Origin of the sequence: Ningiella ruwaisensis (assembly GCF_004798935.1) — a bacterium.
Lineage (GTDB): Bacteria > Pseudomonadota > Gammaproteobacteria > Enterobacterales > Alteromonadaceae > Glaciecola > Glaciecola ruwaisensis.
In genome coordinates, this window is sequence record NZ_RAHT01000003.1 from 457,397 (window position 1) to 471,293 (window position 13,897).

The window sequence follows — 13,897 nt, forward strand, 5'->3', positions numbered from 1 at the left end:
TTTATGGTTTTATCGAGCAAGGTTGCACTCAAAATACATGAATGTGAACAATAATCCAGAATACTCATATTAAACCACATGATTGGATATTGAGAATGATTATGTACAAAGCCTTACTTTGGATGTTTTTTATTAGTCTTTTTTTGACAAGTTATTGCAGTGATGCAAAAGGGCAAAAAAATATAAATTTCGCTTTAGTCGATACTTTTATCGATGCTTCTGCACAAAATCATCAACTTTCAAGTTCTGAGGATATGCATTTAATGAAAGAATCTGTACTTACAATTAATTTTGTTGATAACAATGAGCTTGATAACTGGATTATTGTTAACGACACTGTAATGGGCGGGCGCTCCTCTGCGTCAATTGCGCTGGAGAAAAACAGCTTGGCTTTTTCTGGGGATTTATCGCTTGAAAACAATGGTGGTTTTGCATCAATTCGAAGAGTTTACGAACCCCTTGCATGGCAAGATAAAGCGGTTTTTGTAATTACCGTAAAAGGCGACGGACGGACTTATCAATTTCGACTTCGAACAAATCGATTCGCCGATGGTGTCGCCTATGTCGCCAACTTTGATACTAAAAAGGGTGAAGAGCAAACTTATCGTTTTTTAGCGCAGGATTTTACGCCTCAATTCAGAGGACGAGTGGTGAGTAATGCGCCGGCCCTCGCATTTTCAGAAGTCCAGCAACTCGGTTTTATGCTTGCGGATAAATCGCCCGGCGATTTTTTACTTTTGATCAAGCGCATTGAGCAATATCCGCAAAATGACTAGTCATTTTCGTGCTTATAAACAGCACCTGCTTTCATCACAAAGTCAACATTTTCCAGCAGGGTAATGTCTTCGAGCGGGTCACCTTTAACCGCAACGATATCTGCGTATTTATTCGGCGCTATACTGCCAAGCGTACTTTCTTGCTTGAGTAATTTAGCCGGTGTAATGGTAGCGGACTGAATGGCTTGAACTGGGCTCATACCAAATTCAACCATACGCGAAAATTGTTTTGGGTTGTCACCATGCGGATAGACACCCGCGTCACTGCCAAACACCATATTAACGCCAGCGGCTACAGCTTTACGAAAATTTTCGCGTTGTTGCTTACCCACGGTGCGCTCTTTGTCCAGGCTTTCTTGCAGGATCCCCGCTTTTTCACCTTCTCCTAATATGTACTCTGTGACATAGATATCCATAGAGAAGTAGGTACCATTTTGTTTTGCCAGCTTAATCGCTTCGTCATTTAAAAAACTAACGTGTTCTACTGAATCCACGCCCGCTTTAATTGCAGTAATAATACCGTCAAGTCCATGGGCATGAGCGGCAACGGTTAATCCGCGCATGTGAGCTTCATCAATTAATGCTTTCATCTCTTCAAAACTGTATTGCTGAACACCCACTTTAGTGCCTTTGCTCAAAACGCCGCCAGTAGCGCAAAATTTTATTACCGTGGCTCCGTACTTAATATTTTCTCGAACTTTGGCTCTTACTGCCCAGGGGCCATCTGCCACACCGTCTGATTTCGCCTCAAACTCCGGTGGCAATAAATTGTTGTCGCAATGACCGCCTGTTACACCAATTGACCTGCCCGCCACGAACATGCGCGGTCCAACTAATTCGCCATCGTTTATCGCATCCCGCAATGCAACATCGGCAAAACCTGGAGCGCCCACATTTCTGACTGTCGTAAATCCGGCCATTAGGGTTGCTTTAGCATGTTCAACACCGCTTAAAGTGACGCGAGGAAGGGAGCGATTTAAGCGTTTATAGCCATGCACCTTGGCATCTGATGTTAAATGCACATGCATGTCCATAAACCCTGGCAATAAGGTGTGTCCGCTCAGGTCAATGAGTTCATCAGTATCTTGTAGCTCAGGTAGTTCATCGTGCAAGGCAAGGACTTTATCTTTTTCAATTTCAACAAAAGCTGGCGATATCCGCTTTCCTGATTCCACATCTATTAGCGCATCCGCTTTGATGAATAAATTTGCATTTGATGCAGTGCTGAGTGTAAGTAGGGCAAGCACTGTCCAAATTCTCATTCGGCTACAAATATTGTCGAAGTTAAAAGCAGATACGAGTGGCATGGCAGTCTCTTGTTAGTTCTAATGGCGACCCAAATTAAAACAACATCTTTTAAAAAACAACTGATTTAGTTTTTTAAAGTCGCGCCGATAGATAGTGATGGAAAATAGTTATACGTAATTTTACTGATAAAACATTTAGGAACGCCACTTATGTTTGTACCTGCCTCAAAATACAAAAAACTGTCTGTTGAAAAAGCGCAGCTTGAGGATGCGCTAGCGAAAGTACAGGGAGAAGTTGAGCGCTTGCACCTTGAAAAAACGCAATTGCAGTCTGAAATTAGTGCATTGCAAAGTGAAAAGGCAGAGAAGTTTGAAGAGGGCTTGTTGTCATGTGCGCTTAGCTCTATGCGGCAGGTAGAGGGTATTCGCGAGACTGTCTTGCATTCATTCGAAAAAATAGACGCAGAAACGCAATCGGTGGAAGAGGTAAATGCATTATTCTACACCTCTTCAAGCGCGCTTAATGAAATTGTTAGCGACATGGACCGCATGGGCGTGAAAATGGGTGGCATGGCAACGAGTATCACCGGACTTTCTGGAACGGCTGATAGTATTAATACCTTTGTTTCTACCATCACTAATATTTCTGACCAAACAAACCTTTTAGCGTTAAACGCGGCCATTGAAGCAGCTCGAGCAGGCGATGCGGGTAGAGGTTTCAGCGTGGTAGCAGATGAAGTAAGAACCCTTGCTACCGAAACGAACAAATCGGCTAACGAAGTGGCAGAATTGGTGAACAGCATCTTAAGCTCTACTAAGTCTGCCGTTGGCTCGGTAGATGAAATTTCCGGAAATAATCAAAGTTTAGCGGAAAGTGTGAATAAGCTTAATTCGCTTTATCAAAACATTGTTAAGTCGTGCAACGGAATGACATCAACCATTGCCTCGTCTTCTAAGCTGTCATTTATTCAAACCGTAAAACTTGACCACATTGTATGGAAGTCAGATGTTTACGCCTCTCTTAGTGGGCTTAAGCATGTTGAGGAAAGTGCGCTAAGCGACCATCATAATTGTCGTTTGGGTAAATGGTATGCGCAGCAATCGCAAAGCGAAATTGCAAAGAGTCAGTCATTCAGACATCTTGAACGCCCCCATCAACTTGTACATCAAAAGGGTTTGGAAGCGCTAAAAGCCAAGAAAGAAGGAAATAAACAGGCTTGCCTAAAAGCACTGGATGCTATGGAATCCGCAAGTGAAGAAGTAATGAATATTCTGGATAGTTTAAGCGCGTTTTAGGCACTTATGTTCATGTAAAAAAAGCGGCTCTGCTTTAATTCATAGCCGCTTTCTTTTTTAGAGTCAATTATATACTAAAACATCCAGGAGCCTGGGTTTGGATGAGCTTGTTGCTTTTCGAGATATTGAAAGCCTTTAATACAGCGGATAATGAGCCAAATCACCAGAAAAAAGAGAATTAAAAATCCAATCAAAATGAAAGAGGTAAGGACACCAATAAATCCAAATAGCAATCCTATCCAAAAAGTCCGAATTTGAAATTGATAGTGCGTTTGCAGCCAAGCTGGACTCTCGCTCTTTTTAACGTAGGCGATCACCACACCAATAATGCTCGTGATCCCTATTACAATGCTGACCAAATATAAAATATAAACGATTTTTGCTGTTGATGTATCGTTGCTTGTGGGTTCTAAAACGGGGTCGCTCATAAGTCATTCCTTGTTTGTGTGTAGCGATATTGCTTATTGTTAGATGTAAATCATAAGCTTAAGAGATATGTCGTCAATTGCCAATCCATTTTTTTCAGGTCCGCTTTCTTGTAAAAGCACCAGACGAGTTAGAGCGCCAGTCAGACTATCGATTATAAAAAGCGCGCGTAATCTTCCCCGAGATTTATAACAAGTTCTTTGGTTTTGTTATCTTCAATGTACGAAAAGTCTTTAAACTCAAAACCTGGAGCGACAGTACAGCCTAAAAATGTATATTGACCGGTAGTTTCAGCAGCCTGATAGTCGCCACCGCGGATCACTTCAAAAAAATCACTTCGATGCTTGGTATTGAGCTCGCCAATTACGCGAGATGTGATGCTTTTTCCTGATAAGGTCAAAATGCGCAGCGGGTCTCCCTCATACACGTTCCATATTTCATCGTGTAATACTTTGTGCCAACGACTGACCTGGCCTTGTGTAAGTAAAAAATAAATATGCGTCACCGCAGCCCTTGCTAACTGATTGACGGGGGATACAAGCTCGCTATCTGAGCGATATTCTTCTGAGAAGTAGCCGCCTTCAGGGTGTGGCTGCATATTAAACTGCCGGATAATTTGTTGAATTCGTTTTTCGCTCAAGGTTATTCCTACTAATGATAGTGAAACGTCTAAAGCCGCAATCATACAAAAAGGCTAGCGCTCGCGCACTAAGCAAAGTAATATTCTTTGAGCGGTCAAATAACCGCGAACCTTTTTTATGCTACAAGCCGCCATTTGTGCATGTAGCGAGCCGTTATAAGGAATCAACATGGAAGCTGTACTGGATATTCTCTTTCGCGCCGAAGTTGCGCTCATCATACTTATTATCGTTTTGCTTAAAACCTCTATAAAATTTGTTCCGCAGAATCGGGCTTTTATTATTGAGCGTTTTGGTAAGTTTCAGTCCACAAAAGAAGCCGGGCTTAATTTCATTTTACCTTTTATCGACAGAGTAGCCGCTGACCGTTCATTAAAAGAGCAGGCGGTTGATGTGCCTGAGCAAAGCGCAATCACAAAAGATAATATTTCGCTTTCCGTCGATGGTGTTTTGTATTTCAGAGTACTCGACCCTTACAAAGCTACATATGGTGTTGAAGACTACGTGTTTGCGGTGACGCAGCTTGCACAAACGACCATGCGCTCCGAACTTGGAAAAATGGAGTTGGACAAAACGTTTGAAGAGCGTGACATCCTAAATACCAACATTGTAAGCGCGATAAATACTGCCTCTGGCCCATGGGGCATTCAGGTTATGCGCTATGAAATCAAAGACATCATTCCACCAAGCTCTGTGATGGAAGCAATGGAAGCGCAAATGAAAGCCGAACGTGTTAAACGGGCACAGATTCTGGAATCAGAAGGTGATCGCCAAGCCGCTATTAACCGAGCTGAAGGTGAAAAAGCCTCGGTGGTTCTTGCGGCAGAAGCGGATAAAGAAGAGCAAATTTTGCGTGCTCAAGGTGAAGCGTCTGCAATCGTTGCAGTGGCTGAAGCGCAAGCAGAAGCCCTGCATAAAGTCGGTAAAGCAGCCAATACAGAAGAAGGCCAGAAAGCCATTGAGCTAGACCTTGCGACAAAAGCGATTGAAGCGAAGCAAGCTATCGCTAAAGAAAGCTCTGTAGTTTTATTGCCTGATTCAAGCACAGAAGCTGGCTCTGTGGTAGCGCAGGCAACTAGCATTATTCAAGCTTTACAAGCGCATAAAAACGCGTAACGCTCAGATAAAGCAAAAGATAAAACAAAATAGGAGGTACGCATATGACGTGGTTTTCGGAACATTATGCAGAAACACTATTAGTTATCGGTTTGGTTTTACTTGCTATCGAAATTTTGGTGCTGGGTTTTAGCACCTTCTTCGTCTTTTTTATTGGCCTTGCTACCGTTGTCACCGCCGCTTTAATTTATTTTGGTATACTGCCTGATACATGGCTTGCTTCACTTGGTTCCATTGCGGTATTTACCGGAGTTTTCGCAGCTCTGCTTTGGAAAAAGCTTCGTAAACTGCAAAACCATGTTGATACTAAACAAGCAGATAACGATATTGTCGGACATGTATTTATTTGTCCTGATGATATCGACCCCACAAAGCCGCAGGCACAACTACCCAGTTATCAATACTCTGGGATCAATTGGCGCTTATCTTCTGACAGTGAAATCAGTCGAGGTACGAAAGTGAGGGTCAAGCATACGGAAGTAGGGCTTTTGCATGTTGAGGTAGCTAGCTAAGAAAACAGGGAAGGTATTCATGAAACCAATTATCGGCTGGGGTATATTTTGTGTATTTGCCTATGGCGTTTTATATGCTTTGTTCAGGCATTTCATATTTCCTCCATTTGATGAAGACTTTATGCTCAAGGGCGCGATTCAATACGAATCGCTCGATGAGCTATTTGATGTTACTCCGCAAACTACCGACAAAATCATCACACAAGTTGCGCTTGAATCCTTTCTGGCAAATAAGGGTGAGCAAGGTGGTGTGCTTGCTCTTGCACAATCAAACTCTGGCGCGTGGGGTATCAGCTACGCAGGAAGTGATTCACCAACGCCGGAAAAGCTTGCCATTGAAGTATGTCAGTCCTACAACCAGGAATTTGAAGAAATAGCGCCTTGCAAAATTATTTTTAATCAAGGCGCCTGGATAGAAGAAGCAAATCGCGCCAAAGAAATTCTTGCCACCCTGCCAGAGTGGGAACCCGACGAGCCGTTTGACCAGCGAGCGGTTCGAAACAGCGCAAGAAGCGACTTTGAAAATGGTGACATTCCACTCGCTTTGTCAAAGCTACTATGGTTTTATCATAAAGCTTTATTAAAGAATAAATACTTGACTGCCGTTCGTCATTCCTATATCACCGGACTGTGGGAGGATGTTGCAGAGGTTTATCCTGATGCCAAAGTTTTGATGCATTACGCGGCGATAAAACTTAAAGCCGACACGCTCGCATCTTCTGATTATGCAAGATTTCATATTGATGATTATGAGGAGTTGAATTCACGACTTCATTTTCACAAGCGCTCGCTTGATTTATTCATTCTCCTGCATGAAACTAGGCTGAGCATAGCAACTAAATCGTTTTTAACGTTGAAAAAAGCGCTGATGTGGGAAAGCGCATATGAGTTACTTGGCTTTTACATTGCTCCAGAGCCTGATTACGAAAGAGCACTTAAAGACTATTTGTCGATTACTATGCGGATGGATACCCGTGGAGAAGCAAGCGATGGGATTGAAAAGTATTCCATGGTACAAGTTGCAGATTTAGTCACAATACTTGCCAACAATGGTCGCTTGAACGAGGCCCAAACAATTGTATCTAACGCTGCCAAAGATTTTAGTAACGATGACTTTGACAGGGTTTTGCAACATGCCTTAAATGGAAAAATTATAAGCTACACTAACTTTGAGAGGCTTGCTGACACTGAATCTTAAAAACAACGGCTTTTTGGTGTAATAACAGCAGCGTTATGCAACTAAAATAAATTAAAATTAGAGATAATCCCCTCAACGACAGCACCTGCTGCCCACGATAGCGGCACGCTTATCGCTATGATGATGCCCTTTATTCCCTGTGGAAGGTCAATTGGCCACTCAGACGACGCGTAAATTTCCTGTTTAGCGCTAATAAGCGATGCGAGGTTACGAATATCTTCGGGTTGCTTAAAAATTTCCATGTGTTTGGTCTCAACACCGTCAGTCATTAATTCACTTATCGCCTCATTGATACGCGTTAACGCAAGCTTTTTTTGTGTTGCAATAGCATGATGCACTTTAAATACCGGTAAAAAAAGATAGAGAGCAAAGCAAAGAAACAATAGGCCAACAAGGAAAATGTCGAGCAATGGCACAGATTTTTGGAACCAGAACATTGGGGTAAACGCCATAAAACATGCGCACATCGCAGTATTGTATATAACAAGATCGGAAATAGGCTTTAAATCCTTAATGCTGAAAAGATCCAACGTGTCTTTATCTAAATAATTAGCAACCACATATCGTGTGATATAAAAAAGATTGAGCAAAAAGTAAAAGCATCCTCCCCAAAATGGAATAGCAGAAATATTCATGAACATGATGAGTGGATCTAAGTCAAGTGCGAGTAAATTTTCTGTGTAAAGATAGAAAAAGGTGATGGTGAAACCAATTAACAAACTTATCCATTTTAATCGACGTACTTTAATGTAGAAATTTGTCAACAAAACATGCGTGTATTTTTGAGCATTCGTGGCGTTTAAAAACTGCGAGAGCGAAACAAAGCTTTTTTGACGCAAGAAATTGGCACTCACAACAGCAAATACTGTCATCAGTGGCATCGCCAGTGCGGCATTGCGCACTCTTATTCCTGCTTCATTCATTTCGATAGAGAATGCACCGAAACCGTATGCAAGAGACAAAAGTGTTAAATAATATACAATCGCAAGAATTATTTGATATTTGATTCTGATGATAGAGAAATGTTGCTGTTCCATAGCTGCGATTTACTCAATTATCTTTAACATTTGACTGACAACCCCTGCACCTACCCAAGATAAAAGCGGCAAGAAAAATAGCACCATCAGCTTGATTACTGTTGATTGTGATACCGGCATGGAAGACTGCGATGAAAGTTCTTTTCGTACCAATAGGAGGTCAGACACATACTGTAATCGCTTGTGATCATCGACTAATCGTCTATTGGTTTTTGCCTTATTACTTTGACCAATGTGCTCAAGAAGTTGCAAATTCAGATTCTGTAGCGCTTCCTGCTTCTGTTGAGTCAGTGTTGTCTGCAATGTGTTCAGAGGGAGTATCAGAGCGGCAAGCATTATCAGCGAAAACACAGTGATCAAGGCTATATCAATTGTGGACAAAGGGATGAAGAGTATATTAAGTGCGTATATCGCCAAGGCTCCGCAAAAAATAAAAAATACGGTAATTAGAAAATGGCCTATCGGGCTGAGTTTTTCCACCTCAAATAAGCTCAAGCGTAAGCGATATCGCAAAATTTTGCGAAGTACTCGATACACGTTATAAATTGAATTCAGAATCAATAAAATCGACGTCCAGAGCGGTACTGCCTGCAGCAACAAAACAACGCGCATATCATTGGTCGACTCGTAAAACAGAACCCCGCTGGCAATAAGGTAAGTGCTCGCCGCAACCACAGCCAATACTATGACAAACTTAAGACATCGAATGGTATTGAGATTTAAAAAGTGAGTGAAGTGGCTTTTAAGCCTTTTTGTGTCCCAAGTCTTATTTACACTGCTAAGCTGGGCGAGTGCGTTCGCTCCTACTTTATTTATGGCAAGGTTACCCATAATTAAAAACGCTGTTAAGGCGGGCAAAACAAGCGCTGCGCCTGCATCACGCGCATCCATATCAGACGCAATATTTTGTTCGCTTAAAAAACCAAGTTGAAAATTTAGCGTCCATCCGAAAATGGCGTATAAACAAGCGAAAACATAAATCAGATATTTTCCCATCATTTTCAAAGTTTTATGGTTTTAGATAGTTATTGCATGAAATGCCTATTTTAGCAAGGTTGCAAAGGTAAGCCATTTACAAATCGTTAACAAAACTTTTAAAGGCAGTTTTAAAACTTCATTTAAGATGCAGATCATTGTGAGTAGCATTTTCAATAATGACATATGTGCTCAATAAATCTTGCTCTTTACATACTTTATCTGTATTATGCGCGCCCTTGCAGTCAACATCCAAGTTCCTTGTCTCCATATAGCCGACTGCACTATCCGAGACTATAACCGTAGGGAGCAGTAATGCGTCATTACGAAATCGTATTTATGGTTCACCCTGATCAGAGTGAACAAGTACCTAGTATGATTGAAAAATACAAAGGTATTCTTACCCAAGACGGTGGTCAAATCCATCGTTTAGAAGACTGGGGCCGTCGTCAATTGGCTTACCCAATCGAAAAATTACACAAAGCTCATTATGTGCTAATCAACGCTGAAGCGACTAGCGAAGCCGTTGAAGAGCTTGAAACAGCATTCCGTTACAACGACATCGTGCTTCGCAATCTAATTATGCGCACCAAGTCTGCTGTGACTGAGCAATCACCTATGGCAAAAGAAGAGCGAAGAGAAGAGCGTAAAGAACGTCCTGCTCCAGCACAATCAACTGCCACAGAATCAGAAGAGGGAGAAGAATAATGGCTCGTTATTTCAGACGTCGTAAGTTCTGCCGTTTTTCTGCAGAAGGTGTTACTGAGATAGATTATAAAGATATCTCATTGCTTAAAAACTACATCACTGAAAGTGGTAAAATCGTGCCTAGCCGTATTACCGGAACTAGCGCAAAATATCAGCGTCAGCTATCAACGGCAATTAAGCGTGCTCGCTTCTTGGCCTTGTTACCTTACACTGACTCACACAAGTAAGTTTGGCAATTTAAGAGGTAGCAAAGATGGATATCATTCTACTAGACAAAATCGCCAACTTAGGCGGTTTGGGTGACCAAGTCACTGTAAAATCAGGTTATGCACGTAACTTCTTATTCCCACAAGGAAAGGCAGTTCCTGCTACTAAAGCTAACGTTGAAAAATTTGAAGCACGTCGCGCAGAGCTTGAAGCTAAAATAGCGAAAGATTTGGCCGATGCAGAAGCCCGTGCTGAAAAACTTAACGCTTTAGACACCATCGTTATTGCCGCTCCAGCCGGCGACGAAGGTAAACTTTTTGGATCAATCGGTACTCGTGACATTGCTGATGCAATCACTAATGCCGGTGTTGAAGTCACAAAAGCAGAGGTGAAGCTTCCTACTGGTACGCTTCGTGAAACGGGCGAGTATGAAATTGACTTGCAAGTACACTCTGACGTAATGGCTGCAATTAAACTTCAGATAATCGCTGAAGCTTAATCGCTCATCCAGCTATACAAAAAGGCCGCTTTGCTATGCATTGCGGCCTTTTTGTTTATTGCGAATTTACCGCATTCACAAGTAGTGTCTCGGCATCAGTTTGAGATAGTGGCTTGCTTAACAAGTATCCCTGAACTCTGTCCACTTCAAGTTCCTTACAAAGCGCAAATTGAGTATCGGTTTTTTTAATTAGCTCGCTTCATAAACCTCTATCATTTTTTTAAATGGCAAATGCTTTTTATATCGCTATGATTGAATAAAACAGTACTTTAAAACGAGTAAAAGCTATGAAAGAAGCCGTCATTGTTTCAACTGCAAGAACACCTATAGGTCGCGCATACAAAGGCGCATTTAATAATATTAAGTCGCCTACTCTAACTGCTCATGCAATTAAGCATGCAGTTGAAAGAGCCAGGATATCGCCAGAAGAAATTGACGATGTCATCATAGGTTCGGTGCTTAACGCAGGTAGTGCTGGTGGTAATATCGCCCGGTTGGCAACACTTGCAGCAGGTTTACCAAATACCGTTTCCGGACAAACCATCGATAGGCAGTGCTCGTCAGGTTTGATGGCAATAGCAACTGCCGCTAAACAAGTCATTGTAGATGGTATGCAAACAGTGGTCGCTGGTGGGCAAGACAATATCACAGAGGTCCAGCAAAAGTATTTCGAATGGGCGAGTCAGAGTATGGATGACAATGTTATTGCCCATGAGAAACACGCCTACATGCCAATGTTATTTACCGCAGAGCATGTTGCTAAAACCTATAAAATTAGCCGTGAAGCTCAGGATGAATATGCCTTAAGTTCTCAGCAACGAACGGCTAAAGCACAGACAGAAGGTAAATTTGACGATGAGATTGTGCCGCTTACTGCTACAAAAGCGCTATTTAACAAAGAAACGAAAGAAATCACATATGAAGAAGTAACGCTTGATAAGGATGAAGGCAATCGCCCTTCAACGACATTAGAGGATTTGCAGAAGTTGAACCCAGTGATTGATGGTGGGGTAATTACAGCAGGTAACGCTTCTCAACTGTCTGATGGCGCATCAGCGTGTGTTGTGATGGATGCAAAACTCGCGCAACAGCGAGGCCTGGATGCGCTGGGCATCTATAGAGGCATGGCTGTTGCCGGTAATGCGCCAGAGGAAATGGGTATTGGGCCCATATATGCTATTCCAAAACTTCTTAAAGCACATGGCCTGTCAATCAACGACATTGGCCTCTGGGAGCTAAATGAGGCCTTTGCTTGCCAAGCGCTTTACTGCAGAGATAAGTTAGGTATTGACCCAGATATTTACAATGTGAACGGAGGTGCCATCAGTATCGGACATCCATACGGGATGACTGGTGCTCGAACGACAGGTCACGCACTGATAGAAGGTAAACGTCGCGGAGTGAAATATGTGGTAGTTACCATGTGTGTGGGTGGCGGTATGGGAGCCGCGGGCTTATTCGAAGTAGCCTAAAGTCGAGTTTTAAGTCATTTTCGCTCAAACTTTACTCACTTGGTAAAGCGGCGCTTGAGACAAAGGCCGCTTTACCATAGTATCAAGTGTCTTTTGCTTTATTTTACTGGTCTAAAAGCCTGATATGTCTTGCTCTGCCACAAAGCGTTTAATCAAAAAGAAAGTGCATGCTTAGCGTAGATGCCTTACCTGTACTTCGTATAGCGAGCCATATTGCAAACACGCCTCATGTGTTTTTATGCTGGCGATCAAATTCGGTACTTCAATATTTACCTACCGACACAATTAATGACAAAAATGGGTCTCCACAAAGTAATAAAAAAACAAGCTTTGATGCATTATTTGCTGCATACCTTGAATATATAGACAAAGGTTCTTTAAGTCCGCCATCAATAGAAATCCTCAGCATTTTTTGGATGAATCCTGCCACTGCACTTTTACCTATATTCAATGAACAGCATCAAAGCGCTGACGACATTGTCGGATTTATTGGATTTGAATTTAAATCTAAAAACGATGCTGACAATTTGCGTCAGTCTACACAAATAAGTTTGCTAAAAGATATGGCTCATATGCTGTCCAAGCATGTTCAGCAAACCAGGCACCTGCGCTCACTCACTGCAAGCGAAGCTATGTTTAAAGAGGTTGCGCGCTTAAACAAAGATTACATGTATGTAAAAGACGAAACAGGCAAAATCATTTTTGCTAACGCAGCCGTTTTATCCCGATTTCCTGATGACAAATACAGCGACATTGTAGAGCATAAAATCACTGAGCTTTTTGAATCGCATAGTCAGCAAAGCATCTCAAGCATTGAAAAAGAAGCCAGGCGAATTGGCGAGCACCTCAGAGTTGATCACGTTAAAGTTGAAGATGGCAGAGACAGTATTCTTCAAACGCTCGTTCAGCGGCTTCAAATCAACGACGAACGCACCTGCTTTTTAGTTGTAAGTAAAGACGTCACCGATCGTGAAATTATAATTAACGATCTCAAGCGCTCAAATAAAGATCTGGATAATTTTGCCTACGTTGCCTCTCACGATCTCAAAGCCCCGTTAAATGTCATCAAGCGTCTTATATCTTGGGTGATTGAGGATTGCAAAAGCCTATTGCCGCAAGATAGTCTGGAGAACCTGGAGTTGGTGATGAACCGTGCCAATCGCATGGAGCAGCTTTTGCAAGACTTGCTTGCCTACTCGCGAATTGGCAAAGAGTATCAGGAGGCATGCGAAATCAATGTAAAAGAAAAGGTACTGGAGTTGCTTTCTTTGCTCGATTTACCAATGGGCTTCGTATTGAACTGCGACGACCAAACTGCGCTTGTCCCTGAAGTGCCATTTTCTGTTGTGTTGTTGAATCTAATTTCAAATGCAATAAAACATCATGATTCAGGCAACGCAAAAATCGAGATAAAAGTCAGGCGCAATCAACGTGCTAATGTCATAACTGTGATAGATAATGGCCCCGGCATTGCTGAAGAAGATCGTAAACGTGTCTTCGATTTATTTGAAACCTTAAAGCCTCGCGATGAGGTAGAGGGCTCAGGAATGGGATTAAGTGTTGTAAAACGCTTGGTAGAGCATTATGGTGGGTATATAAAGGTTGAAGAGAATCGCCCTAGAGGAACAAAGTTTGTCGTTAACTGGCCTTATACCAATGTTGCACGAGATGTACTTGCGCAATTGTCAGATAAGTAAGGCAAGTACGCAGGTCAAGAACGGGAATAAAGCATAAGAACAATAATAAATTACGCGGTATTTGTATTTTATACGGTACAAATTTGTAAGCTT

15 protein-coding genes are annotated in these 13,897 nt (G+C 42.1%); 10 read left to right on the forward strand and 5 right to left on the reverse strand.

The genetic code is table 11. From position 1 onward, the window contains the following. Positions 1-95 precede the first annotated feature (95 nt). Positions 96-776, forward strand: a complete 681-nt coding sequence (locus tag D6V41_RS08380; protein ID WP_241664478.1) for a CIA30 family protein — start codon at positions 96-98, stop codon at positions 774-776. Here D6V41_RS08380 and D6V41_RS08385 read toward each other — a convergent pair. Then, positions 773-2,083, reverse strand: a complete 1,311-nt coding sequence (locus D6V41_RS08385; RefSeq protein WP_421907744.1) for a Xaa-Pro dipeptidase — start codon at positions 2,081-2,083, stop codon at positions 773-775. The genes D6V41_RS08380 and D6V41_RS08385 overlap by 4 nt on opposite strands. 150 nt (positions 2,084-2,233) lie before the next feature. Between D6V41_RS08385 and D6V41_RS18450 the strand changes: the two genes are divergently transcribed. Then, entirely contained in the window at positions 2,234-3,319 is a 1,086-nt protein-coding gene (locus D6V41_RS18450) for a methyl-accepting chemotaxis protein (RefSeq protein WP_136251016.1), read from the forward strand. 74 nt (positions 3,320-3,393) lie between these two features. Here D6V41_RS18450 and D6V41_RS08395 read toward each other — a convergent pair whose 3' ends face one another. Both D6V41_RS08395 and D6V41_RS08400 read right to left on the reverse strand, forming a co-directional pair. After that, positions 3,394-3,747 carry a DUF4870 family protein gene (locus D6V41_RS08395; protein WP_136251017.1) on the reverse strand — a complete coding sequence of 118 codons (354 nt, stop codon included), beginning with the start codon at positions 3,745-3,747 and terminating at the stop codon, positions 3,394-3,396. A 152-nt stretch (positions 3,748-3,899) separates the two neighbouring features. Next, entirely contained in the window at positions 3,900-4,385 is a 486-nt protein-coding gene (locus tag D6V41_RS08400; RefSeq protein WP_241664479.1) for a cupin domain-containing protein, read from the reverse strand. 169 nt (positions 4,386-4,554) lie between these two features. Here D6V41_RS08400 and D6V41_RS08405 point away from each other — a divergent pair, with 169 nt between their 5' ends. The 3 genes from D6V41_RS08405 to D6V41_RS08415 are packed head-to-tail and all read left to right on the forward strand — an operon-like array spanning position 4,555 to position 7,209. Beyond that, entirely contained in the window at positions 4,555-5,499 is a 945-nt protein-coding gene (locus D6V41_RS08405) for an SPFH domain-containing protein (RefSeq protein ID WP_136251019.1), read from the forward strand. 44 nt (positions 5,500-5,543) lie between these two features. After that, positions 5,544-6,011: an NfeD family protein gene (locus D6V41_RS08410; RefSeq protein ID WP_136251020.1), complete on the forward strand. Its 468-nt coding sequence runs from the start codon at positions 5,544-5,546 to the stop codon at positions 6,009-6,011. Between the two features lie 19 nt (positions 6,012-6,030). Then, positions 6,031-7,209, forward strand: coding sequence for a hypothetical protein (locus tag D6V41_RS08415; RefSeq protein ID WP_136251021.1), 1,179 nt, complete (start codon positions 6,031-6,033; stop codon positions 7,207-7,209). Between the two features lie 41 nt (positions 7,210-7,250). Here the strand turns inward: D6V41_RS08415 and D6V41_RS08420 are convergent, their stop codons facing one another. Together D6V41_RS08420 and D6V41_RS08425 are read right to left on the reverse strand one after the other, a co-directional pair. Next, complete coding sequence (locus D6V41_RS08420) at positions 7,251-8,246, reverse strand: hypothetical protein (protein WP_136251022.1); 996 nt, start codon at positions 8,244-8,246, stop codon at positions 7,251-7,253. A 9-nt stretch (positions 8,247-8,255) separates the two neighbouring features. After that, positions 8,256-9,245, reverse strand: coding sequence for a hypothetical protein (locus D6V41_RS08425; protein ID WP_206663247.1), 990 nt, complete (start codon positions 9,243-9,245; stop codon positions 8,256-8,258). Between the two features lie 291 nt (positions 9,246-9,536). On the opposite strand from D6V41_RS08425, the gene rpsF reads away from it, so the two are divergent. The 5 genes from rpsF to D6V41_RS08450 all read left to right on the forward strand — a co-directional run bounded on the left by rpsF (position 9,537) and on the right by D6V41_RS08450 (position 13,804). Further along, positions 9,537-9,929, forward strand: a complete 393-nt coding sequence (rpsF, locus tag D6V41_RS08430) for a 30S ribosomal protein S6 (protein ID WP_136251024.1) — start codon at positions 9,537-9,539, stop codon at positions 9,927-9,929. Next, entirely contained in the window at positions 9,929-10,156 is a 228-nt protein-coding gene (gene rpsR / locus D6V41_RS08435) for a 30S ribosomal protein S18 (protein WP_136251025.1), read from the forward strand. Before rpsF ends, rpsR begins: the two co-directional genes overlap by 1 nt. Positions 10,157-10,182: 26 nt before the next feature. Beyond that, complete coding sequence (rplI, locus tag D6V41_RS08440; RefSeq protein WP_136251026.1) at positions 10,183-10,635, forward strand: 50S ribosomal protein L9; 453 nt, start codon at positions 10,183-10,185, stop codon at positions 10,633-10,635. Between the two features lie 287 nt (positions 10,636-10,922). Next, positions 10,923-12,107, forward strand: coding sequence for an acetyl-CoA C-acyltransferase (locus D6V41_RS08445; protein WP_136251027.1), 1,185 nt, complete (start codon positions 10,923-10,925; stop codon positions 12,105-12,107). A gap of 167 nt (positions 12,108-12,274) precedes the next feature. Further along, entirely contained in the window at positions 12,275-13,804 is a 1,530-nt protein-coding gene (locus D6V41_RS08450) for a sensor histidine kinase (protein WP_136251028.1), read from the forward strand. The last annotated feature ends 93 nt before the right edge of the window (positions 13,805-13,897 follow it).